Genomic DNA, 23,059 nt, shown 5'->3' with positions numbered 1-23,059 from the left:
TTATTGGAAAATGTCTATAGTGGAGGCGCATTCAAAATTGCTTCTTTAGAAGCAGGCAAACCAGGTTGAGATTCTGGAATCGTTTCTAGTCCTTCAATATTAGTCACAATTCCTGACTCATTAAAATATATTTTTAAATGTTGACCATGTGCAGCAGGAATTTTAGCTTTTTTAGCATAAGTTCCAGGAATATAGTTGTAGATGTAGTCCCAACGTGATGGGTTTAATGGATCAGTGACTGTTGGACTGCCAAGTAAGAAGCGAACTTGCTGATAGTTCATACCAACTTGAACTTTTGAAGCTTGTGCTTGGGTTAAAGGTGTTCCTTGTGGGATATCAACTTTATATACACCGAATACGGAACATCCACCAAGTAAAGAAGCGACGAATAACGTCAGCATGATTTTTTGCATTTTGCTACACTATCCCAAATTAATTATGATGCAATTGATCTAGGGATAGATCATACTGCATCTAAACTCTGTTGCATATTCCAACTTAAAATTTGTTGAGACCTTTGTATATGGCTATTTCAAATCAAGATTTACGCAAAGCTGGACTTAAAGTTACCCTACCACGAATCAAGATTTTGGAATTATTAGAAAATTCAAGACAACACCACTTGAGCGCGGAAGACATTTATAAAACATTACTTGAGCAAGGTGAAGATGTCGGTCTTGCGACCGTATATCGTGTGTTAACACAATTCGAAGCTGCGGGTATTATTCAGCGTCATCATTTTGAAAATAATCATTCAGTTTTTGAAATCATGCAAGAAGATCACCACGATCATATTGTTTGTCAAAACTGTAATAAAGTTGTTGAATTTACGAATGATATTATCGAACATGAACAACATAAAGTGGCTGAGCAATATGGCTTTAGCTTAACAGGTCACTCGTTGAATTTGTATGGTTATTGTGATGAGCCTGAATGTCAGGAAGCTTTTCGTAAGAAATAAAATCACATAAATACAACAAATTAAAAAAGAGCAAATTTTAAATTTGCTCTTTTTTTATGCTGAATAAATACTATTGACCATCAAAAGTAAGTTTATTGTTCGCATTGAGAAGTTGAGCGCCACCTTCTTCATCTAACTTGATTTGTAGACGTAAGTCATTTGGTGAGTCTGCGTGTTTCAGTGCATCTTTATAGGTAATTTGCCCAGCTTTATAGAGGTCAAATAATGCTTGGTCAAAAGTTTGCATCCCCAGTTCACGCGATCGTTTCATCAAATCCTTAATTTCATGCACATCACCTTTACGGATTAAGTCTGAAATTAAAGGTGAATTGATTAAAATTTCAATCGCAGCACGACGTGAATTTCCATCAGGTGTTGGAATAAGCTGTTGTGCAACCATCGCTTTTAAGTTAAGCGATAAGTCCATAAATAACTGTCCATGACGATCAGATTCAAAGAAGTGAATAATACGGTCAATGGCTTGGTTGGCGTTGTTGGCATGCAGTGTTGCAAAAACCAAGTGACCTGTTTCAGCAAAGGCAATAGCATAATCCATGGTTTCACGAGAACGAATCTCACCAATTAAGATCACATCAGGTGCTTGACGTAAAGTATTTTTCAGTGCAATTTCAAATGAGTCAGTATCAATACCGACTTCGCGTTGCGTAATAATACAGCCTGCATGTTCGTGAACAAATTCAATCGGGTCTTCAATGGTAATGATATGACCTTTAGAGTTTTGATTACGATAACCAATGATAGATGCTAAAGATGTTGATTTACCTGTACCCGTTGCACCTACAAAAATGATAATGCCACGTTTAGTCATGGCTAAATCTTTTAAAATAGGTGGAAGTTTTAGCTCTTCCATCGTTGGAATAACGGTTTCGATTCGACGTAAAATCATACCCGGTTGGTCGCGTTGCTGAAAAGCACTCACACGAAAACGAGCAGTTTTGTCTTTATTTACAATAGCAAAGTTACATTCACGTGTTTCTGCAAATTCTTTACGTTGTTTATCACTCATGATTGAATGAATGATTTGACCAACAACTTCACCTGTCAACTTGGTTTTAACGACAGGGACAATTTGACCATTAATTTTCATTGATGGTTCAACATCAGCAGTAATAAATAAATCTGATGCTTTTTGCTCAATCATCATATTGAGCAAATCATTAAAATCCATTCTAATTCCCCAAATTTATTTTTTAATTATAAGAATGATTCTGGCTGTTTTGCGGCATTACGTGCAACTTGAGGGCTGATCGTGCCTTTTGCAACCAAGGTTTTTAAGCTTTGATCTAGCGTTGTCATACCGTAGTTTGCACCTGTCTGAATTGCAGAATACATTTGAGCGACTTTATTTTCACGAATCAAGTTACGAATCGCAGGTACACCGATCATAATTTCGTGTGCAGCAACTCGACCACCGCCATTTTTCTTAAGCAGTGTTTGCGAAATAACGGCTTGTAAAGACTCTGACAACATGGCACGAACCATATCTTTTTCTTCGGCAGGGAACACGTCAATAACACGGTCAATGGTTTTTGCCGCAGAGGTGGTATGCAGTGTACCAAAGACTAAGTGACCTGTTTCTGCTGCAGTCAGTGCCAAACGAATCGTTTCTAAGTCACGCATCTCACCGACCAAAATAATATCAGGGTCTTCACGAAGTGCGGAACGTAGTGCTTCGTTAAAACCATGTGTATCACGATGGACTTCACGTTGGTTAATCAGACATTTTTTAGACTGATGTACAAACTCGATCGGGTCTTCGACAGTTAAAATATGGTCATAGCGATTATCATTAATATAATCAAGCATTGCTGCCAAAGTGGTTGATTTACCAGAACCTGTTGGACCTGTGACCAATACAATACCACGCGGATATTCACAAATATCCTTAAAGATTTGACCTAAACCTAAGTCCTCCATGGTGAGTACTTTTGACGGAATGGTACGAAATACTGCACCTGCGCCACGGTTTTGGTTAAATGCGTTGACACGAAAACGTGCTACCCCTGGAACTTCAAATGAAAAGTCAGTTTCAAGTTGTTCTTCATAATCACGACGTTGTTTATCATTCATAATGTCATAAACAAGACGGTGTACATCTTTATGTTCAAACGCAGGTAAGTTAATACGGCGCACTTCACCATCGACACGAATCATTGGTGGCATACCTGCTGATAAGTGTAAATCTGATGCACCATTTTTAACGGAAAATGCTAGTAGTTCTGTAATGTCCATAATGTCCCCAAAGTAAAACCTATTTACATAATTATTTTGTAGAATGATAAGGCTTTCGTTCAGCATAACCAACATTTGATGAACAAGAAAGCTGAAATTTTTTTAAATGGAATGATGGTTAATGAATGATTTAAAACAAGCACGTAATGATGTACTGCAACAGATTGAACACGCTTGCCAAAACGCACAGCGAGATCAAGCAGAAGTACAACTATTGGCAGTTTCAAAAACACATCCAAGTGACATGTTAAAAGAAATGTATATGGCTGGGCAGCGTGCCTTTGGCGAAAATTATTTACAAGAAGCTTTAGAGAAAATTGAGAAATTACAAGACTTAGATATTGAGTGGCATTTTATTGGGCATGTGCAGCGTAATAAAACCAAGTATTTGGCAGAAAAATTTGATTGGGTACATGGGGTAGATCGTTTAATCATAGCAGAACGTTTATCAACACAACGTGATGTAAACCAAGAAGCTTTAAATATTTGTTTGCAAGTCAATATTGATGGGCAAGACAGTAAAGATGGCTGCCAACCTAGCAAAGTTGCAGAATTGGTACAACAGATTAGCCAACTTCCACATTTAAGATTGCGTGGTTTAATGGTAATTCCTGCACCGAATAACACCGCAGCTTTTGATGATGCTAAACAACTTTTTGAGGCGGTAAAATCTAAGCATCAACATGCTGAAGATTGGGATACTTTAAGTATGGGAATGTCAGGTGATATGAAAGAGGCGATTGCAGCAGGTTCAACTATGGTCAGAGTAGGTACGGCATTATTTGGCTCACGTGATTATTCAAAATAAAAATAAAGAAATTCAAATTCAAAAGAATAGAACTGATCTCGATAAATTTTGAAATTTTAGGGAAATACTGAACTTATGCGTTCAGTATTTTCTTGAAAATTGGACATTTAGAGATAAATTGAGTACAAAAATAGGGCGAATCAAAAGTGAAAATATCACGCCTAAAATGTAAGAAATGAATAATCAAGGAAGAATATGTCTAGTTATTATCAACGAATACAACGTACTACTGATGAACAAGGAGTAGTCACAGCCCACTATACGTCTACTCAGTATGTGCAAGGCGCTTGGAATGAGCATGAACAGCATATGGCACCTGCAACAGGCATTATTTGTGCAGAATTAGAACTATTTTCGCCTCGAGATGATGTTCGAATTGGTCGAATTAGCTTGGATATTTTTGGTTTAATTGCTGCTGGAGATTTTTATATTACAACTAAAGTTATTCGTGGTGGTAAGACCATTGAACTCATTGAATCTGAAATGGTCACTCAGGGAAAAACATGTATTGTGGCAAGAACATGGCGCATGATGACCAATAACAGTCAAAAGATCGCTGGTTTAGAAGATCAAAATATAGGAACACCAGAAAACTTACCCGTTTGGCATGAAATCCGTCAATGGCCAGGGGGTTATATCAAATCTGTTGAGGCACGTACTGAACAACGACGACAAGGTGCAGGAATTGTATGGCTCAGTAATGATTTAGAGATGATTGAAGGGCAAAAAACCTCTTCATTTGTTAAACTAATGGGGATGGTTGACACAGCAAATGGGATTGTTGCACGGCAAACTCCTCCATTTAATTGGGGATTTCCAAATCTAGACTTACAAATTCATTTGTATCGTTTACCTCAAGGTAAATGGTTAGGTTTAGAAACCGTACAACAATATGGTGAAGATGGTATTGGATTAACCAGTTCAGTGCTTCATGATATATATGGACCATTTGGGCGTGCAGAACAAATTTTAACCTTGCGACCAATGTAAAAGCCAAGCTAAGTATTTTAAAAAGTGGGTAAATAGTGTGAGTCATTTTTAAAATTTACTCTACAAATGACTACAAAATCATCGTTTCTCATCAGGTTATACTGAGGTTCATTAGTTCTTTCATCGTGAAATTAAAACGATTGTTGATATAGGACTTGGCTAGATCACTTTAAAACAGTTTAAAAAATATCTTTCTTTGAAGTATGTAACCTCAGTAAATCAAATGATAAGGATTATAGATGATGAAGCTACACTATTTACTTTCTTTACTTTTACTTGCAGGACTAGCGGCTTGTAGTTCTCAACCTATTCAGCAAAAGCAAACAAGCCGTGCAGAATATGCACCTCAAGCAATTCAGGCAGAAAGCAAAGACAACCGAGTCAGTGGGAGTCAACAATTAGGAACAAAATGGGGCGATGATGTTAGTTCTTATGTTCAAGCTGTAGATTTAAAAAGATTATCTCAGCAGCCTGTGGATGAAACACAAATACGTTATGCAGATAAACAATTTTCAGGGCGTGGTATAAACAGTATTTCATTAGCCTCTGGAAAAATTAGTTTTTCGATATTAGATGATCAAGGACGAAACTTAGCCTTATATAGAGAAGGGCAACGTTATTTTTTATCGGGTCAAAATGGGCAAAGTTATCAATTACGTTATCATAATAGTAGTGCCCAAACCTTTGAAGTCGTGGCAAGTGTAGATGGTTTAGATGTTTTGAATGGACGTCAGGCATCTCGAAAAAATGCAGGTTATGTATTGCATCCTTATAGTTCAATTTCTATTGAAGGTTTTAGAAAAAGTAATCATTCAGTTGCATCATTTACTTTTAGTCAACCTGAACAATCTTATGCTGCAAACTCAAGTCATGGTTCAATTCAAAATACAGGAGTGATTGGCACGGTTATTTATGAATTAAAAGCACCACGATATGTTCCGAAAAGAGATCAAAATGGAGATTATGCACCTGCACCTAACGCATTTCCTGCGGATTGAATATCCTAAAAACTGACATTGTTAGAAGGGTGAATTTTTAGATGTTATATTATTACAATAATATAAAGTTTTTCATATATTCAAAAATATACAAGCTCGTTATGATAACTGCGATAATAATCTAAGTTACCAAGACAGCCGATGATTTGATACTTCATGAATGATGGATGTATCAAAAAAATGGGTTGCTCACACATATCTAAAAATAGGTAACAAAATGAAAAAAATAAAGATTTTGCTCTATATTATATTTTGTATATTTCTTGCTGCTTGTGCGAAAAAAGCAGAGGAAAACTCACCTCAATCCTCAAATCATGCTGAAGCAACTAGTGCAGATGCTGCTGCAACTGCTGCAAATAATGATGTTGCAATGGATGAAAAACTAGGCACAAAATGGGGTGATGATATTAACTCATCTGTTACTGAAGTGGATTATGAACGTAAATCCAATACGCCAATAGCTGAAACGCAAGTCCAATATGCCGATAAACAATATGAAGGCAAAGCTATTCAGGGAATTTCTGTTGCAGGTGGAAAAGTTAGTTTTACGATCATTGATGATCGTGGAGATCCCATTCCTTTATATCGTGTTGGGAAAAATTATTATTTAGCAGGTAGAGAAGGTCAAAGTTATCAGTTACATTATGAAAATAACACCAGCAAAACCTTTGAAATTGTCACAAGTGTTGATGGGGTAGATGTGATTAATGGTCGTGAGGCTTCACGTTCAAACTCAGGTTATGTTCTACACGCACATGATACTTTAACCATTGAAGGTTTCAGAAAAAGTGCTGATGCAGTTGCTTCTTTTACGTTTAGCAAACCTGAAGAATCTTATGCTGCAAACTCAGATCATGGTTCAATTTATAATGCAGGTGTAATTGGTACGGTTGTGTATGAACTTAAAGTTCCTGAAGATGAGGCTAAAGCTATCAATAAATATGCGCCACCACCCAATGCTTTTCCAGCAGATAAAAATTAAATAATCACATTTTTAAGGTGTTTTGTGATGAAATAAAATGCCTTTTAACGATAAATGTAATAAAAAAGAGAGCTTTATGAAAAAAAATATCATGATTATTTTGAGTTTATTAAGTTTAAACTCGACCTATGTATTTGCAAATGCCTATGAGGACTCATTTAAAAATACAATAGCGACTCAGGCTACAGCCAATGATTTTATTAAAAATTATGAAATAACTTTGACAGAGCTGGAGAAAAAAATAGAAAATTGGCAGGCAAAGCCTGATGAAAGTCCTGAGGTTTGGTTTCCAATTTGTGTGGGTTATGAAAATATGGTGACTATTTTAAAAAATAATGAAAAATATAAAAAACAATTCAATGAGAGTAGCTTTGCTGCGGCAATGAGTTTTGATGAAACTGTTGAAAACTATAAAACTGAAGTCGAACATGCAACTGACTTATGCCAAAAAGCGAAGAAAGCATTGCACTAAGTGTAAAGCGTTACATGTTGATTTCATTCAAAAATGAATGGTAGCGTGAAGCTACCATTTTTTTAACTGACCACCTCAATCATACTCGCACCTGCGCCTAAGGGCTTGACTTGAATCTGCACAGGAATTCGTTCATGCATGTCCTGTATATGCGAAATGAGCACCACTTTACGTCCCTGATTTTGCAGTTGATCGAGTGCATTCATGACCATATGCAGTGATGAAGCATCGAGTGTGCCAAAACCTTCATCAATAAACAGTGATTCTATTTTCATGGAACCTGATGCCATATTGGCAATCGCCAAAGATAAGGCAAGGGCGGTTAGGAAGGACTCACCACCAGAAAGTGACGCTACAGAACGGGTTTCGCCGTCCATATCATGGTCGATAATTGCCAGACTTAGTGAATTGTCCAAACGTTTTAAGGTATAACGCTGTGATAGCATCGCCAATTGTTGGTTGGCGTGTTCAAGTAAAATATCCAAATTATATTGCTGTGCATAATCACGGAATTTTTTACCTGTGGCATCGCCCATTAAGCCTGAAATTTTGCCCCAACGATGTTCTTCTTGTTGTACTTCTTGGATTTGATCCGCAAATTGTTTTTGCTTAGCCACATTCTGTTGATGCAATTCAAGCTTCAGTTTGAGTTGATCTCGAACATCCAATTGCGATTTTAAACTTTCAGCATTTTCTTCAATCAATTGCTGTAGTTGTATCAGCTCATTTTCAGGCTGATGTTTGGCATGTTCAGTCCGTTGTTCTTGCATAGTTTTTAATGCGGAATTGACTTCATTCAACAAGCGTTCAGCATTTTGCAGTTGCTGACGGATTTGCTGTTCTTGAGCAGGGCTGATCAGTGCCAATTGCGCTAAATCATCCACATTAAAAACTGTATGTTCAGTGAGCCATTTTTGGATTTCTTGGTCACTTTGTTGAATATGATCTTGATTTTGTTGTTGTTGTGCTTTGAGTTGTTCCAATACACTTTTTTCTTGTTCAAATTGTTGACGAAGTTGCTCAAAACTTTGTTTTAACTGCTGATACAGATTTTGATTCTGCTGACATGCCTGATCATATTGAAGCAGCCATTCATTTGGTTTGACATCGCTTAAGCCTGTCATCTGTTGAATTAGTTGAACCGCAGTTTCAGTGACTTTTTGACCTTGGACTTTAATCTCATTCAGATTTTGTGCTGTATTATCAATCTGTTGTGACACATTTTCAACATTGAGTAAGAGTGTCTTGAGTTGTTGATTTTGAAGATCAAGCTGTTTGCTTTGTTGTGCGAGTTGCTCAAGTTGCTGAATACGTTGTGAAAGTGTATTGAAAATCTGTTGCGCTGTTACAACACTTTGCTGTTGCCAAGAGTTTTTTTCGGCATCATTTAAACACACAAAGATCGCTTGAACTTGGCTCTGTAAATGTTGTGCAGTTTGAATCAAGTGTTCAGTTTGTTGAATAGATTTTTCGAGTTGTTGTTGCTGTTTAATGCTTTGCATCCACTGATTAGACTGTATTTCTATCTGTTGAAGATCCGTTTGAAATTGCTCTAAAAGTTTTTTTAATGCTGTAGTAATTTCAGTTTGAGGGCTTCCTAAATCAAAATTAAAAGTAATTTGTGCATTTTGCTTTTGTTTGTTTAATTCTTTCAGAATGCTATTCATAGCTTTATCTGTATTTAGTTGAAGAGCTACTTCTAGCTGTTCTTGTTCAGTTGTTGATTTAACTAAACTTTGTTGGCTCTGTTGCCAAATTTTAAAATATTCTTGTTCTTTGGCTGTCGCTTGCTGTTCTTGTTGTTGCTGTAATTCAAACAGGGCTTTAGACACCGCAGAATTATCAACTTTGTATGGATGTGATGTGCTTCCGCATACTAAACATGGTTCACCTTCTTTTAGTTTAGCACGCAAATGTTCAACATTTTCAGTATGAAGCAAACGTTGCTGTTGCAAAATGTCTTGTAGTTTTAGACGTTCATTTTTGGCAGACTGGAAATTTTGATCTGCGGTGCTATGGTTTTTCTCAAGTTGTATATGATTGATTTTTAAATTCTTGATTTTATTTTCTAATTCAAATGCTTCAGTTCTTAATTCTAAAAATTGCATTAGTTTCTGTTGAATAAGATCAAGCTGATTACGTTGATTAATCTTGGACTCACGTTGTCGTCTTGCTTGTTCAATTTTAGTTTCAAGTTGTTCAATATTGCCAAATTGCTCAATCAACTGTACCAACTGATTTTTTTGTTCAGCCAAACGACTTTCAGCTTGTGCAACATTCCCTAATTGATTTTCAATATTTTGATATTGCTGAATAAATTGTCCGAGTTGTTGTGTGTGCGCAGTTAAGCCTTTGTCCAAACTTGAAAATAGCTGAGTTTCTGCAAGTTGTTGATGCAATGTTGTTTGCTGTAGCTCGGCATGTTGAATCTGTTGTTCTAATGTTTGTTGTTGCGTGAGCAGTGGTGCTTTTGCAGTTTCTAATTCACTCAGTTTTGTATTGATCTTTTTATATTCACCTGCAAAAAACTCACGTTTCTGCACACATTTTCGAACTTCGCTTAAAGATTCACGATGGGTATTTTCAAAGTTTTGCTGTTCCGTCAATGCACTTTCGGCTTGAGTAAAACGTGATTTTTCAGTTTTAAATTGGTTGTGAATGGCATCAAAAAGCTGTTGTTGTTTTTGAATCTGTGGTGCAAGTTGTTGTTCAGTTTTCAGCAATTGTTGCTGTTGAAATACAGTTGGGCGAATGCTTGAAAATATCTCCAAACGATGTAAACGCTTACGTTCAGGTGCTAAATCTTGTTGCGCTTTGAGTTGCGTGTCAACCAATTGTTGCTTAGCAAGAATTTCACTTTCTAACTTTTGTTTACGTTCAAACCATTGTTGTTGTGAACTCAGTTGAGCTTTTTCAGCCTCAATTTTTTTATATTCTGCCTCAACGTATTGATATTGATTTGTCAATTCAGCCACTTCATCATCAGATAAAATTTCAATATGACCGAGTAGATTTTCAAGTTCTTTGCGTTTGAATGCAACAGCTTTGGTACGTTCAAAAGCCAATTGACCAATTTTGCCAAAGATTGAAGAATTGGTTAAATATTCAAGTAATTCACCACGTTCATTATCACGTGCTTTTAAAAATGCGGTGACTTCTGATTGTGCGAGTAAGACGGCACGTGTGAATTGTTCAAAGCTCAGTTGTGTGATTTTGAAAATGCTTGCATCCACGGCTTTGGCTTTGTCTGCAACCACCACGCCATCAGTTAAACATTTTAGATAACGTTGTACACTTTGCAGCTTTCCATCTGCTTTTTCACGTGAACGTTTCAGTTCCCAACGGGCTAAATAATGCTTTTGATCCTGAGCGACAAAAGTTAGTTCAGCAAAACCATGTGCCGTGCCACGTCGTAATACGGTCAGAGGGGAATTGGTTAAAAGTTCTGTGCCATCAACATCTTGCAACTTACCATCACTGTCTTTTAAACGCGGAATTTTATTAAAAAGTGCAAGGCACATGGCATCTAAAATGGTCGATTTACCTGCACCAGTTTTTCCGACAATGGCAACTAGACCTGCGGAAGCCAAAGGTTCGGATTCAAAATCAATAAAATGTTCACCTGCAAGAGATGCCAAATTTTTTATACGTATAGATAAAATTTTCATGACAAATCCTTATGCTTCATGCTCATTTTCAAGTGATTTTTCAGCTTCTTGTACGAGGCTTAAAAAGTCTTTTAGCACGGCATCATCACTGGCATAACCTTGCTTTTGCCAAATCTGTTCAAAGAGTTTTTTTGGCGTTGGTGGTTCTAAACTGATTTGTGATTGTTCACTGTTCGATTTTTCAGAAGCTAAATATTGTCGTGAAATTCGCACCAAACGATAACGATCTTTTGGCAAAGCATCTTCAAATTGTTGTCTTAAATTTGGTTGTGGTGGCACAGCGGTATGATACTCAATATCGACATATTCACGATGGTCAATATTGTCAATTTCACCACTTGGCAAGGCTTTGAGTTTGGCAAAAACGTCATTAAGCTCGCCTTTGATTTTATGCAGTTGCACACTGCGAGGAATAAAAATAGGCTCAAATTTAAAACGAGATTCGTCATTTTTGGTTGGATCAATGGTGACTTCAACCACTTGATGTTTATAGTTTATTTCACTAAATGAAAGCGGAATTGGTGAGCCGCTATAACGGATATTTTCCTGACCAACTTTTTGCGGTTTGTGTAAATGCCCAAGCGCGATATAATCAATTACATCATCAAACAGGGCGGTAGAAAGTGCTTCTTCATTGCCAATAATAATTGGGCGTTCTGAGTCTGAAGTTTCGCCACCTTGCATGTGTGCATGTGACATCAAAATTAAGGCTTGATCAGGTGTTTTACGTTTGATCGCTTCTGCAATAATTTGTTGGTGCAAATAGGCAATTGCATTTTGGCTGTTGGTGGTTTGTTCATTGAAGCCTGTAATTTCAGCAGGGCGTAAAAAGGGCAGTGCTAAGCACCAAGCAACAATTGTTTTATTTTCATCATAAATTGGAATAAGAAGTCGGTCTAAATCAATTGAACCTTCACTATTTTTATGGATCACACCGACAGTTTTAGCATTGTATTTTTCAAGTAAAGGTTCAACTTGTTCAATACGATAACCTGAATCATGATTCCCCGCAATCATCAAAGTTTGCATGTGTGGGGCGAGGTCATGTGCATCTGCAAGGAATTGATAAAGTTGTTTTTGCGCAGCAGATGCAGGGTTGATGACATCGAAAATATCACCTGCGATCAATAAAGCATGCGGTTGTTTTTCTTTGATTTGCTCAAGTAACCATGCCAAAAATTGCTCATGTTCATACTGACGGGAATGGTTATAAAAAAATTGTCCCAAATGCCAGTCGGATGTATGAAGAAAGCGTACAGTCATGTGAACTCAAGTATTTGAAATGCTATGTGTAATTTAGCATGTTTTCATAGTCTGACGGTGCAATTTAACTTTAATAAAAGCATTTTTATCATTTAAACTGAGCAGTCATTCTATGGGCAGATTGCATCAGTTAAGCCATTTTCATATTCAGTATACTGACAGCCTTTCTGATCTGTATAAGTTCGTTTAATTTTGTTCATTTGATTTTGGTCGGGGATTTCTTGGCAAACCTCTGTATCATTTCCAGTACAAGGTTTGACTTCAATTATTTCAGGATCTGTAGATAATGTGGATATAGATTGAGTTTGACATCCATTTAAACTGATTAAAATGAATAATGTACAGCAAGAAATGATAAATGATTTCATATTTTAGCCCTTCTTTTAACGTGATTTATTTTATATTTTAAGGAGTGGGGTGTTATGTAATATGTTTCTTTTAAGATAAATCAATTTTAAAATTTTAATGTATCAATACTGAAAATAAATAGTTGAGTGATAAAAATGAATAAAGAAAAACTCAATGAATTGCGTTCCAAAATCAGCATTCCACTTGTGCAAGCAATGAAATTATTGAAACAACATGATGAAAATGTTGAGCAATGTATTCAGGCTTTTCATGATGAAAATATTAAAAAGATTTGTGAGGAAACAGGTTGCGATTTAAGTATAATTTTCGAGTATTATCATGATGTTGCCTATGAATATAATGTGGGAAAAGTCATCACCAAAGTAGAAGCCTTAATACACAGACCAATTAAATTAACGATTGAAGAAAACCCATTATATGTAGATAAAGTAGGGTTTTTTATTTGGGCGGAAGATGAAAATTTGGACCGCATTCAAAGTACTATGAATAGAACTTACTTTATTCCGAGATATGACTTTGAATATGTTGTTGATATTTTTGCATCAGTATTTCCCATTTTTAATCCTATGAGAAAATATTTGGAAACAAGTTTTGATGAATGTTCTGATAATTATTTTGATCATGCAGTAATCACAGAAATTATTTCAAAAATCAAAGTATTGAACGTTGTAACAGATGAAATAGGAAGATTTTTGACACGGTTAATTTATGTTTTAGAAGAGAAAAATAAAATTGGTAGATATTTAGTTGTTTATGGAAATCAATAAATGAAACTCAATTATAAAATAGACATTGATTTAAAAGACTTTATTTTAAATGGGAAATTCGATTTTGTAGAGCTTGGGCAAACACAAGAATGGTTATTGCATAATTTTGCAGACCCTGATGATCAAGGAGATATGGGAAATCAAATCGAGATTTGGCGTTTTGGTACAATTGAATTTTATTTTTTAGAAAAGCAACTTTTTCAAATTTATTGCGATGGTTTTCATGGCTTTAAACTCAGCCAAAGTTTAAAGATTCAGCCTTGGATTTTAAAAAAATATAAAAGAATGACCTTAAGTAAGTTCTTGAAAATTTTAAATAGGGAATGCGTAAACTATTTAGTTAAACATGATCTAAAGTTAAAAAATGTCGCAATTAAAATCAGTAAAAGTCAGATGGTTTTATATTTTTCACCTGAATATGATGCTAAAGATGCTCAGCCTGATCAGTATTTAATTGGTGCATTTTGTTTGAATCATGACCATTATTTTGAACGAGATTTTTAAGCTTAAATAAAATTCTATAGCCTACATAATCTTTAAAATCAGGATATTGTAAGCGATAGTACTCATTCCAATAACTGACAATTCGGCTTTCAATCGTCCGAAAATAACGAGAATTTTCTGAAATAAACTGAATCAGTAGTTTTTGGTTGCTTTGATTTAAATGAGGCTCAATGATCTCTAAAATTTCTACAACATATTCTCCCATCAACTGAAATAAATATGGGAAAACAAAATAGTCCAATGGATGTTCCAATAACGCCTGCAACATAGACTGTCGAATGAATCCATCATGATGTCGGGTGTAAATGCAACGCAGCATTTGTTGTTGAGTTAGAGGGAAGTTACTGAATTGCTTATTTGCAGGCACATTTAAATAAGTACGGACAGGAATTTGAATGGTTTCCTGTTGCAATAAAATTTGAAAACTATGATTGGAATAAAATGCATGCCTTTTATTTTGCAAATAAGACACGATTTTTTCAGTGTCTGATATTAAGGAGCTTGGAAATGCCTGTGTAAAATTGTCAACTTCGAACTTCATTTAAATCATCTCAAGGCTGAACTTGCTTTAACTCATGATAGAGCTGATCAAGAAATTGTTGTTGCTCTGCATTATCTTTAAAATATCTTTGATAAAGCACACTACAACTCTCTACATCTATAATATTATTTTTATTAAATGACCAATCTTGTGTATTTCGGATGGTAATCCCAATTCCATCGCCACAACTTTGCCAACGTTTGGAAAAATTACTCTGATTTTTGACATCCATTTTTTGAAAGTCGGGATATACGGTGTATCCCCGCATTTCAGTATTAAAAAATTGATGGATTTGTGTGATCGGAACGCCACCCCAAGTGATGTTCGCATTTTCAGGAAACTCAATATCTGTCAGTTTGGATTCAGGCATGATTTTATTTTGTTGCAGTGTTTTAAATTTTTGATTGCCATAAGTCAATTTTGTGCCAACGGGGATTTGGATATTTTTAATGATCATTGGCGTGGTGGTAATGTAATAGGGATCCTGTGGAATTGAATTTTCCCCGCCAATCCTGAGGTCAATACAGGCAGGCAAGATTAAACAGATCGGAATGAAGTACAGCAATTTATAGTTTTTCATGGCGCATGATGTCCTTTTATGCTGAGTTGTTGCATAGATCGCGCGAGTAATCTTGTATCCTAATTTTACAAATACGTGATCAAATCAAACGATCTAGAGTTTTAGTACAGCACAGCATTGGGCATTTTGCATCTTTTATTTAATTTTCACTCTGATCGACAGGCTGACGTGGATATTCTAAAATGCGTGGAAAATGAAAATCAAAACTGTCCAAAGCATATTTGTATAACTGCGCAGGGCGTTTACCTGCAATTTTGGATTGATCCGTTTCCTCAACTGCACCTGCTTCAATCATGCGACGTCTAAACGATTTCTTCTCTAAACTTTGCCCTAAAATGATTTCATAAATCTGCTGTAATTCAGTCAGGGTAAAGAGTTCAGGCATTAAACTCGCAGGCAGCGCAGTATAACGGGCTTTACTGCTGAGACGCTCCACCGCCATATCCAAAAGTTGTAAATGATCAAAGGCTAAATCCAATTTTTTGGCATCGGCAATAGAAAACCACTCACTGTATTCAGTCTGCTCAGTGGCAATGCGTTGAAACGCTTTGAAGTCAATCAGGGCAAAATACAAAGAAGTGACTGCCCAACCTCGTGGGTCACGTGTGGCATTGCCTACAGTCCCGACCTGTTCCAAATGTGGTGACTTGAGTCCTGTTTTTTCCACCAATTTACGATGAGCAGAAGCCATCAAGTCAGTATCTTTCGATAAATCGACAAAACCACCCGGCAAAGCCCATTGATCTTTTTGAGGAAAATTAGAACGTTTGATCAGTAACACTTGCAGTTGCCCTGCATCAACAGAAAAAATCGCCATATCCACTGTGAACAAAGGTGCATCAAAGTCTTTTTTATTGTAGTTGGATAAAAATTCCTGTTCAGATGTAAACGTCACGGTATGGCTCGCTTTATTTTAAACGTGGATGAGTATTCGGATTATTACAGGGTAGGGGGTATTCGCCAAGTGTTTTCAAATTTGTTTGACTGCAATCGAGGATTTATGATGATGAAATTTGAATCAACGACTATTAATTGCAGTATTGCAATGGTTGATCCTTGAAACCTAAAGTTAGATTTTAAGGATCATTTTTCGATGATGATTTTACAATTTACAATTCATTCGCCAATCGCTCCCGAATCTCATCCAAACTGCATTCACGAATCAACTGACCATTTTCAAACACTGTTTTTAATTCGCCTTGTTGCTCTTGCTCGGCAGATTGCTGATCAAACAACTCAAAACCATTTACCGATTTTTCAACACGCAGTAAACCTTTTGCCGATTTTTTAATCCCTGAGTCAGTAATCGGGTCTTTAAACAACTCCCGAGCAACGCCATTGACCTGTCCCCAAGTGGCTTTGACCGCAAAACCAAAAGTGTCACGAGTCATGTAATTATAAGTATAACTACCGATCCCAAACACTAAATTATTTGACGCAAAACCTTTAGCTTCTAGTTGCTTGAGAATGTTGGCTGCTCGCTCCAAAGTGATCGAGTCACCATAAATCAAACCCACACGTTCATTTAAAACTTTATAGCCTTTATCCGTTGTTGTGCCACCAAAGATTTCCCATAAACATTCCACAGCACCTTTGTAGGCAGGACTGCCAACTTCAGCATCAGGGTCACCACAAATGATTTTTACAGGATCGCCTGAATCAGGACGGAACACCAATTTCGCCAATCCCATTGCATTTGGCTGACGCGCTAAAATTTCAGCTTTGAGTTCAACCGTAAATTCTGTGATGACTCGCCAAAAGTCCCAAGTATCCGACACAATGCTAACCACGCCTGAAGGATAAAGTTCAGTGATTAATCGGCGGAAAGTATCAATTTCATTGTCCTCGCTGCCCATACACATCACGCTGTGTTCGGTTGCGGGAACAGAAACACCAATAACCCCTTCGGCATTGTAATATTCCTCAGCAAAATCAATCGCAGACACCGCATCTGTGCCAATAAAGCTCGTCAGGTGACCCACGCCATTTTGGGTGGCATCATAAATACCACTCATACCACGACTACTAAAATCATGTCCTTGTACAGGCACAAAATCGAGTGGTGCACCTGTTTTATTGGCATTGTCTGTCAGTAAGCGTTTGTATTCAAAAGCAATGCTTGCAGTAGTACAGCTTTTCCAAAGTTCAGCACTTAACACCGTTTCCAAATAATTGGTCAGCCAAAAAAAATCAGGCAAAGTATTGATAATCGTCAACACAGGTACACGCATATTGACACGGCTGCCTTCATCTAAGGCTTTGATGAGAATAGGCAAATAACCTAAATCGTGTAAAGCTTCAATGTGGTCAACAGGAATCGCACCATCACCCAAAGCATTGTCCATACGGCGTTTATAGGCGTTAACCACTTTGTTTTTATCTTGCTGAAAAAAGCCTTCATTCCATGTTTCGATCAAAAAGTGTTTGATAAAACCCTGTAAACCAAAGAAGACAACTTTGTCATCAAAATCAGGCAACATTTTTGCCAATTTCGCCGAGCGTGGCGTAAAGTTGGCATAAACATATTCAGTGCCCACAGGGTATTGGCGTCTGTGATCTGCTTTATAAAAGTCGATGGCATTCAGTGGATTTATTTTTAAGCTCATTGTTATTCTCCAAAATTTAAGCATGCATTTGCACTAAAGTTGATGACGGTCAGATTGTCATGCTCAGTCTGAGCAAAACTGTCAGTAGTAAAAATCTGATCGACCAATCCTGTAAAAACCTCAAAACCTTTGCTGAAAATGCCGTGGGTGACATAAAGCACTACATGTTCACAATTCAGTTTTTTCAGTTCTTCCGCAATGCCTTTAAAGGTTGCGCCACCATCACAGATGTCGTCGGTAATGACCGCAACTTTGCCACGCAAATCGGTTGCATTGACATGTGAATTCATGATTTTTCCCGTTTCGGGATTACGCTTTTTGTCGCAATAAATCACCTCAATCGGTTGTTGTCTTAAGGCATTGATCGCTTTGGCAATGTTTTTGCTGCGTTGTCTTGCACCTGCATCAGGGCAAATCAATACTGCATTTTCAGCTTTTAAAATCTCTGTTAATTCGATGCTTTGTAAAATAATGTCACTCGGTTGCACATTTTTAATCTCTAAAAAATGCGTATTTTCATGTAATAATTTTTCAGTCACACAGCTATGTGCATCCCAGACGGTGATGGACTGACGTTGCTGAGGAAACTGTTCAGCATTGATATTTAAAAGTTTACTCATGACGTCTAGGGAAAATGCCTGACCTGTTGCACAGACCCGATCCTGACGGGCATAAGGAAAATAAGGAATTTCCAATGCAATACTTAAACCTTGATTCAGCAAAACATTTTCTAGCAATAGATAATCCATCACATCCTGACTGTTGTTGAGTTTTGCCTGTACCTGAACAAGACCTGCCAGTTGGGTTAAATCCGCTGCGGCAATTTGAATATGGCGTTCACCACCTGAAAATTGCAGGTTTTGTACTTCAATAATATTGTTATTTACATCTTTGAGTTGGATAGACATGGTGTATATCTCTTTTTAGTGGCTAACTGCCAATACATATATAGTGTCATAAAGACAATATATTTATCAAGATGAGTTTACAAAAAATAACGATGTGTTCTAAGAGAAAGTAGGGGGTAACTATCAGTTTGATGAAAAAGCTAATTTTTATAAAAATAAAAAAAGTGGCAGCATATGCCACCACTTCGACGAGATTAAAAAATCGCTTATTTTTTTGCAGCAGGTTTTTTAGCTTGTTCTGCCATTATTTTATTAATAGATTCGATTGCTTCTTTGGCATTTGGGATATTTTGTTTCGCCAAAGCTTCATAAATTCTTTTTGCTTCAGGTAGGTTTTGTTCAATAATTTCGCCTTTAACCATCATATTTGCAAGTGCCAATAATGCAGGGAGATAGCCTTTTTGTGCTAAACCTTGAATTGATTTTACCCCTTGTTGTACCAGTTCAATGCGTTTTGATTTAAAACCTTGTGTCATGTCATATAAAGCTTTGGCATGAATGGCTTGTAAATTACCACTTTTAATCAGCGGATCAAGTTTTTGTAATGCTAATTTATCAGATGCAGCTTTATCTTCTGAAAATAGCAATACAGCATATTCTACAGTCGCATCAGCAAAACCTTGTTGCGATGATTTTTCTAAATATTGGCGCGCTTTGACTAAGTCCTGTTTAACCCCTAACTCACCTGTTTGATACGCTTTAGCAAGTGCATAACTTGCAACAGAATAGCCTTTATCTGAAGATTGTTGATAATACGAAATGGCTTTTTTATCGTCTTTGGTTGTGCCTTTTCCTGCTTGTGTTAGAAATGCTAAATTATATAAAGCTTGAGCATCGCCTGCTTTTGAAAGACTTTCGAGTTCTTTATAAGCAGCATTAAAGTCTTTTTTCTCAATCAGTTGTTCAACTTTTGCAAACTTAGGGTCGATAGGCGCTTGCTGTGGAGCTGCAAAAACAGTTGCACATGAGAAGCTGAGTAATGTAGAGAGTAGGATTTTTTTCATTAACACAAAACCTTTTTTAATCTATTTCTTCCTGAAAGAAATTTTTTAGTTTTCAACGTGCTTTCATCATAAGTGGTATAAAAATATAAAGTAAATAGTTGTAGGTCGTGTTTTCTTTAAATTTTGTGTTGTAATGTGAGTATATATATCATTCTGATGACAAAACGAACAAAAGTGTTATGCCTGTTTGTTATTTTTAACATGTTGTTTACATGTGGTTTTTATTTAACACTAAAAAATAATATTAAAAAAACCATCCAAAATTAAGTCACTTTGGATGGATGAAAAGCTTCATAATTTCTTCTTAATTGACCTTAAATTTACCAATCAATACCGCTTCATCATTATCGGTTTCTAAACGATCTTTGGTCATTTTGACTCGTAAAATATGCTCACTTTGTTGTGGTGTACCCCAATGGCGAATTAAGCGCACAAATGCAGTTGTTGGTCCTGTGACAATTTGTTGGTGATCTCCATAATAATGCGCCTTGATGGTATATTCACCTTTCATTGGTTGTTTTAGCCAAAACACTTCAGGACCGTAACCACCTGTAAAATCATCGGAAATTTTACCACCTTGCGCACTAAGTGGATTTGAATAAAACGTTTTTTCATTATTTGGATCAATTACCCAAAGATCCATATCTGAGTTATCACTGTCCCATGTTAAAACAACGCGAATGCCTACAGGTAAATTTCGAATCAGTTGAGGATCAATATCTTTAATCGCAGGGCTTTGCGGTGCTTTGAGAATGAGGTTATTCAGCTCATCTGTAGCAATAAGATGAATCCCACCAAAACGTCCATCCCAAGGGTGGCTAACTACATGATAGAGTGTGCGAATCGCATCATCATATTGTTTATTTTCAGCATAAGCTAAAGCCAAATCACGCCAAGACTGCGGTTCTTCTTCTGCCATTTTTAGGACTTTTTGGTAAATGGCAATCGCATCATTATATTGTTTGAACAACATCAATTGTTGTCCTAATAAACGCAATACATGACGATTTTCTAAATTTAATTCTGCCAAATTAGAAACGACTTGAATCGCTTCTTGGTTGAGTCCTTTTTGCTGTAATAGATCTGCTACAGTTAAATAAAATGAAGGATTATTTAAGTGATTTGCACGTTCATCTAGATAAATTTGATAAGCGTTTTGTTTGGATGCTTTTTCTAAACGAGCCACATAAGGTGCATCGTCTTTCCACGGTTGAATTTCAATTGTAATATTATTTTGTGTGACTCTTTTCTCTTCCACTTTTTGGCTTTGTTGAGCTTGGTGCTGCTCTAAAGCATCTGCCGCCGCAATTGCTCTTGATTCTGTTGTTACAGTTGCAGTTACAGGTTCGGGCGCGGGTGGTGCAGGCTGTGGAGGTGAGTCAACGAACGGTTCAACAGGAGCGACTTCAACCACAGGCGCATTATTCTGACTCTCAGCTCGCCTAAAGAGTGGTTTTTTTAACTTTGTCTTAGGAAAATCAGTTTCCCACCATTCTTGATGTTCTTGGTAGGCTTGAATGCTTTCTGTCAGGGCATGTTGTTGCTTTTGTTGCAAACTCTCTTTTTTTTGCTGAATGGCTTGATCAAACTCAGCTTTTAGACTCGTTGGTGGTTGAATATCATATTGAATATAATCGCTTATATTTTCGAGTACAATCAATGAGGTATTCGGTGTCACAATATTAAATTGTTGACCTAAAGCTTGAATTTTTTGTTCATTTAATGTGGGTTGAGTTAAAAGTTCAGCAATTTTTTCTTTTGCCCAAAGTGCCGCAATTTGTTGGCTTGATGACGCATTTTTAAATGCTAAGCGAGTTTCTTGAACTTGACGACCATTTTGTAATTTGAGTTGCAGTTGAGCTTGCTCTCCAATGAGAGGAGTGTAGCGACCAAATACACGAACAATGCCATTTTCAGGGAAATAAGATGGAATGTGTAGATCACTTACACCATTTCCTTGTACTTCAAGTAAACGACTACGGTCATGGATCAAATTGTATTGTGCTTGTTTAAACTCTTCAGGTGTACTCCAATGAAGATATTGCCCATGATTTTTTTCAGCAAGTTGGCGAAGTGTTTGATGGTTGAGAAGATTAGCATTGGCTTGAATGCTATATAAGCGTTGCTGAGCTTTGAGTTGAGGGGCTGTTTGAGTGCCATAATTTTCTAAAGCATCACTGAACAACAAATATTCTTGAATTGTATTGTTATTTTTCCAATCTGAAAGATTGGTTGCACCATCATATACGATGTTTTGTAAATATTTTTTAAGCTCATGCCAGTCGCCATTTTGAACTTTAAAACGAATAGGCGTTGAAGCTCGCTGACGTAATAAAGTTAACTCAATATCTGCATTTTGTACGTGTTGAAAGTAGCTTTCTAATAAAGCAAGTTCACTTTGTAAGTCACGTTGTTGAGCAGATAAAGAAGCATCCCACAAGATACCAATATGCTGTGGAAGTTGACGTTTTTGAGTAAATTCAACCACTGGAATTTCTGCATAAAAATAATCAGCATTATTTAAATGTTGTGTGAAAATTTGTGCATTTTTAGGGGCAGGTATACTGACATCAATATATTTGAATTGATTGAATTTTGGATTTTTTAATTCAGCAATATAGGTGTTGTCTGCTTTGGGTTTAAAACTAAGCTGCTGACTTTGAGGTGCTGCTTCAAGTCCTTTGCCTAAAATCGTCAACTCATAATGACTGACTGTATTGGCAAATTGTAAAGGGAGGCGATACAGTTTTCCTTGCGCATTTTGGCTCAGTGTTTCTTGATAACGAATACGTACTGTGCGTGTGCCTTGTGCAGGAATTGGATAGACACGAAGTTTAAAATTATTTCCTTGCGTTTGTTCAAGTAGAGCAGGGTCTATATTACGGCGTTCAATTGCTTCAAACACTTGCTGACCTTTGGCTTTAGGAACAGGGACTGCATCACGCATTTCACCATTGATGTCCAAAGCCAGAGCTGTAATTTGCTGTCCTTCTTGTAAAGGAAATTCTAAAGTTCCTTCAAGTTGGCGTTGGTTTGGATTATATAACTGCATTTCTAAAGTGGTTTCAGCTAAACCATTGATGATCTCAACTTGGGTTTTTACGCTTTTAAGTTGAATCGCAACATCATCTTTCGCTGTTTCAATACGAATAGGAGCAGTAATGATTTCTACAGGTGTATTTATTGTTGGTGACTGTGTAAGGATGTCTTGACTATACGTCGACATAGAAATAGGCATAAGGCTGAGGATACAGCAGCAAAGTAAATTTTTTTTCATCATGGTAAATTCTTAAAAATATGGTGTTTATAAAATATGTTTACAACAAAGTTGAAAGAAATGATTTAAGTGAAGCTTAAGAATAGTGTGTTTTGCTTTTAAAATACA

General features: G+C 36.6%; 21 protein-coding genes. 8 read left to right on the top strand and 13 right to left on the bottom strand.

Annotated elements, in window-relative coordinates:
- Nucleotides 1-14: 14 nt before the first annotated feature.
- Nucleotides 15-413, bottom strand: a complete 399-nt coding sequence (locus C9E89_RS10655) for an outer membrane protein assembly factor BamE (RefSeq protein ID WP_107008247.1) — start codon at nucleotides 411-413, stop codon at nucleotides 15-17.
- Between the two features lie 110 nt (nucleotides 414-523).
- On the opposite strand from C9E89_RS10655, the gene fur reads away from it, so the two are divergent.
- Nucleotides 524-961 carry a ferric iron uptake transcriptional regulator gene (gene fur, locus C9E89_RS10650; RefSeq protein ID WP_107008246.1) on the top strand — a complete coding sequence of 146 codons (438 nt, stop codon included), beginning with the start codon at nucleotides 524-526 and terminating at the stop codon, nucleotides 959-961.
- Nucleotides 962-1,031: 70 nt separating this feature from the next.
- On the opposite strand, the gene C9E89_RS10645 is transcribed toward fur, so the two are convergent.
- Both C9E89_RS10645 and C9E89_RS10640 read right to left on the bottom strand, forming a co-directional pair.
- On the bottom strand, nucleotides 1,032-2,150 hold the full coding sequence (locus C9E89_RS10645; protein ID WP_107008245.1) for a PilT/PilU family type 4a pilus ATPase: 1,119 nt from the start codon (nucleotides 2,148-2,150) through the stop codon (nucleotides 1,032-1,034).
- Nucleotides 2,151-2,176: 26 nt separating this feature from the next.
- Nucleotides 2,177-3,214: a type IV pilus twitching motility protein PilT gene (locus C9E89_RS10640; protein WP_107008244.1), complete on the bottom strand. Its 1,038-nt coding sequence runs from the start codon at nucleotides 3,212-3,214 to the stop codon at nucleotides 2,177-2,179.
- Between the two features lie 121 nt (nucleotides 3,215-3,335).
- Between C9E89_RS10640 and C9E89_RS10635 the strand changes: the two genes are divergently transcribed.
- The 5 genes from C9E89_RS10635 (at nucleotide 3,336) to C9E89_RS10615 (ending at nucleotide 7,464) form a co-directional block, all read left to right on the top strand.
- Entirely contained in the window at nucleotides 3,336-4,022 is a 687-nt protein-coding gene (locus tag C9E89_RS10635) for a YggS family pyridoxal phosphate-dependent enzyme (protein WP_107008243.1), read from the top strand.
- A gap of 195 nt (nucleotides 4,023-4,217) precedes the next feature.
- Nucleotides 4,218-5,012, top strand: coding sequence for a thioesterase family protein (locus tag C9E89_RS10630; RefSeq protein WP_107008242.1), 795 nt, complete (start codon nucleotides 4,218-4,220; stop codon nucleotides 5,010-5,012).
- Nucleotides 5,013-5,251: 239 nt separating this feature from the next.
- Nucleotides 5,252-6,010, top strand: coding sequence for a hypothetical protein (locus C9E89_RS10625; RefSeq protein WP_107008241.1), 759 nt, complete (start codon nucleotides 5,252-5,254; stop codon nucleotides 6,008-6,010).
- Between the two features lie 217 nt (nucleotides 6,011-6,227).
- The gene (locus C9E89_RS10620) at nucleotides 6,228-6,992 is read left to right on the top strand and encodes a hypothetical protein (RefSeq protein WP_107008272.1); all 765 of its coding nucleotides are present in this window, start codon (nucleotides 6,228-6,230) and stop codon (nucleotides 6,990-6,992) included.
- Between the two features lie 76 nt (nucleotides 6,993-7,068).
- Nucleotides 7,069-7,464 (top strand): hypothetical protein, encoded by a 396-nt coding sequence (locus C9E89_RS10615; protein WP_107008240.1) that lies wholly within the window; start codon nucleotides 7,069-7,071, stop codon nucleotides 7,462-7,464.
- Nucleotides 7,465-7,526: 62 nt separating this feature from the next.
- Here C9E89_RS10615 and C9E89_RS10610 read toward each other — a convergent pair whose 3' ends face one another.
- From C9E89_RS10610 to C9E89_RS10600, 3 genes are all read right to left on the bottom strand, one after another.
- Nucleotides 7,527-11,132: an AAA family ATPase gene (locus tag C9E89_RS10610; RefSeq protein ID WP_107008239.1), complete on the bottom strand. Its 3,606-nt coding sequence runs from the start codon at nucleotides 11,130-11,132 to the stop codon at nucleotides 7,527-7,529.
- A gap of 9 nt (nucleotides 11,133-11,141) precedes the next feature.
- Nucleotides 11,142-12,395, bottom strand: a complete 1,254-nt coding sequence (locus C9E89_RS10605) for an exonuclease SbcCD subunit D C-terminal domain-containing protein (RefSeq protein WP_107008238.1) — start codon at nucleotides 12,393-12,395, stop codon at nucleotides 11,142-11,144.
- 110 nt (nucleotides 12,396-12,505) lie between these two features.
- The gene (locus C9E89_RS10600) at nucleotides 12,506-12,763 is read right to left on the bottom strand and encodes a hypothetical protein (protein WP_107008237.1); all 258 of its coding nucleotides are present in this window, start codon (nucleotides 12,761-12,763) and stop codon (nucleotides 12,506-12,508) included.
- A gap of 135 nt (nucleotides 12,764-12,898) precedes the next feature.
- Between C9E89_RS10600 and C9E89_RS10595 the strand changes: the two genes are divergently transcribed.
- Together C9E89_RS10595 and C9E89_RS10590 are read left to right on the top strand one after the other, a co-directional pair.
- Nucleotides 12,899-13,531, top strand: coding sequence for a hypothetical protein (locus C9E89_RS10595; protein WP_107008236.1), 633 nt, complete (start codon nucleotides 12,899-12,901; stop codon nucleotides 13,529-13,531).
- Nucleotides 13,532-14,035, top strand: a complete 504-nt coding sequence (locus C9E89_RS10590; protein ID WP_107008235.1) for a hypothetical protein — start codon at nucleotides 13,532-13,534, stop codon at nucleotides 14,033-14,035.
- On the opposite strand, the gene C9E89_RS10585 is transcribed toward C9E89_RS10590, so the two are convergent.
- The 7 genes from C9E89_RS10585 to C9E89_RS10555 form a co-directional block, all read right to left on the bottom strand.
- Complete coding sequence (locus tag C9E89_RS10585) at nucleotides 13,956-14,576, bottom strand: hypothetical protein (protein WP_107008234.1); 621 nt, start codon at nucleotides 14,574-14,576, stop codon at nucleotides 13,956-13,958. The genes C9E89_RS10590 and C9E89_RS10585 overlap by 80 nt on opposite strands.
- Nucleotides 14,577-14,586: 10 nt before the next feature.
- Nucleotides 14,587-15,156, bottom strand: coding sequence for a hypothetical protein (locus C9E89_RS10580; protein ID WP_107008233.1), 570 nt, complete (start codon nucleotides 15,154-15,156; stop codon nucleotides 14,587-14,589).
- A gap of 139 nt (nucleotides 15,157-15,295) precedes the next feature.
- Nucleotides 15,296-16,051 carry an ADPR responsive transcriptional repressor NtrR gene (gene ntrR / locus C9E89_RS10575; protein ID WP_107008232.1) on the bottom strand — a complete coding sequence of 252 codons (756 nt, stop codon included), beginning with the start codon at nucleotides 16,049-16,051 and terminating at the stop codon, nucleotides 15,296-15,298.
- Between the two features lie 214 nt (nucleotides 16,052-16,265).
- The gene (locus C9E89_RS10570; RefSeq protein ID WP_107008231.1) at nucleotides 16,266-17,762 is read right to left on the bottom strand and encodes a nicotinate phosphoribosyltransferase; all 1,497 of its coding nucleotides are present in this window, start codon (nucleotides 17,760-17,762) and stop codon (nucleotides 16,266-16,268) included.
- Nucleotides 17,763-17,764: 2 nt separating this feature from the next.
- Nucleotides 17,765-18,670, bottom strand: a complete 906-nt coding sequence (locus C9E89_RS10565) for a phosphoribosyltransferase family protein (RefSeq protein ID WP_107008230.1) — start codon at nucleotides 18,668-18,670, stop codon at nucleotides 17,765-17,767.
- Between the two features lie 206 nt (nucleotides 18,671-18,876).
- Nucleotides 18,877-19,674, bottom strand: coding sequence for a tetratricopeptide repeat protein (locus C9E89_RS10560; protein ID WP_107008229.1), 798 nt, complete (start codon nucleotides 19,672-19,674; stop codon nucleotides 18,877-18,879).
- A gap of 304 nt (nucleotides 19,675-19,978) precedes the next feature.
- Nucleotides 19,979-22,954 (bottom strand): VIT domain-containing protein, encoded by a 2,976-nt coding sequence (locus tag C9E89_RS10555; protein ID WP_107008228.1) that lies wholly within the window; start codon nucleotides 22,952-22,954, stop codon nucleotides 19,979-19,981.
- Between the last annotated feature and the right edge of the window lie 105 nt (nucleotides 22,955-23,059).

Source organism: Acinetobacter sichuanensis (genome assembly GCF_003024515.2).
Taxonomy (GTDB): domain Bacteria; phylum Pseudomonadota; class Gammaproteobacteria; order Pseudomonadales; family Moraxellaceae; genus Acinetobacter; species Acinetobacter sichuanensis.
This window is presented reverse-complemented; position numbering and strand designations above follow the sequence as displayed.

Excerpts from the sequence above, each read along its gene's own strand:
- C9E89_RS10655 (WP_107008247.1), bottom strand. The coding sequence starts at position 413 with ATGCAAAAAATCATGCTGACGTTATTCGTCGCTTCTTTACTTGGTGGA.
- fur (WP_107008246.1), top strand. The coding sequence starts at position 524 with ATGGCTATTTCAAATCAAGATTTACGCAAAGCTGGACTTAAAGTTACC.
- C9E89_RS10645 (WP_107008245.1), bottom strand. The coding sequence starts at position 2,150 with ATGGATTTTAATGATTTGCTCAATATGATGATTGAGCAAAAAGCATCA.
- C9E89_RS10640 (WP_107008244.1), bottom strand. The coding sequence starts at position 3,214 with ATGGACATTACAGAACTACTAGCATTTTCCGTTAAAAATGGTGCATCA.
- C9E89_RS10635 (WP_107008243.1), top strand. The coding sequence starts at position 3,336 with ATGAATGATTTAAAACAAGCACGTAATGATGTACTGCAACAGATTGAA.
- C9E89_RS10630 (WP_107008242.1), top strand. The coding sequence starts at position 4,218 with ATGTCTAGTTATTATCAACGAATACAACGTACTACTGATGAACAAGGA.
- C9E89_RS10625 (WP_107008241.1), top strand. The coding sequence starts at position 5,252 with ATGATGAAGCTACACTATTTACTTTCTTTACTTTTACTTGCAGGACTA.
- C9E89_RS10620 (WP_107008272.1), top strand. The coding sequence starts at position 6,228 with ATGAAAAAAATAAAGATTTTGCTCTATATTATATTTTGTATATTTCTT.
- C9E89_RS10615 (WP_107008240.1), top strand. The coding sequence starts at position 7,069 with ATGAAAAAAAATATCATGATTATTTTGAGTTTATTAAGTTTAAACTCG.
- C9E89_RS10610 (WP_107008239.1), bottom strand. The coding sequence starts at position 11,132 with ATGAAAATTTTATCTATACGTATAAAAAATTTGGCATCTCTTGCAGGT.
- C9E89_RS10605 (WP_107008238.1), bottom strand. The coding sequence starts at position 12,395 with ATGACTGTACGCTTTCTTCATACATCCGACTGGCATTTGGGACAATTT.
- C9E89_RS10600 (WP_107008237.1), bottom strand. The coding sequence starts at position 12,763 with ATGAAATCATTTATCATTTCTTGCTGTACATTATTCATTTTAATCAGT.
- C9E89_RS10595 (WP_107008236.1), top strand. The coding sequence starts at position 12,899 with ATGAATAAAGAAAAACTCAATGAATTGCGTTCCAAAATCAGCATTCCA.
- C9E89_RS10590 (WP_107008235.1), top strand. The coding sequence starts at position 13,532 with ATGAAACTCAATTATAAAATAGACATTGATTTAAAAGACTTTATTTTA.
- C9E89_RS10585 (WP_107008234.1), bottom strand. The coding sequence starts at position 14,576 with ATGAAGTTCGAAGTTGACAATTTTACACAGGCATTTCCAAGCTCCTTA.
- C9E89_RS10580 (WP_107008233.1), bottom strand. The coding sequence starts at position 15,156 with ATGAAAAACTATAAATTGCTGTACTTCATTCCGATCTGTTTAATCTTG.
- C9E89_RS10570 (WP_107008231.1), bottom strand. The coding sequence starts at position 17,762 with ATGAGCTTAAAAATAAATCCACTGAATGCCATCGACTTTTATAAAGCA.
- C9E89_RS10565 (WP_107008230.1), bottom strand. The coding sequence starts at position 18,670 with ATGTCTATCCAACTCAAAGATGTAAATAACAATATTATTGAAGTACAA.
- C9E89_RS10560 (WP_107008229.1), bottom strand. The coding sequence starts at position 19,674 with ATGAAAAAAATCCTACTCTCTACATTACTCAGCTTCTCATGTGCAACT.
- C9E89_RS10555 (WP_107008228.1), bottom strand. The coding sequence starts at position 22,954 with ATGATGAAAAAAAATTTACTTTGCTGCTGTATCCTCAGCCTTATGCCT.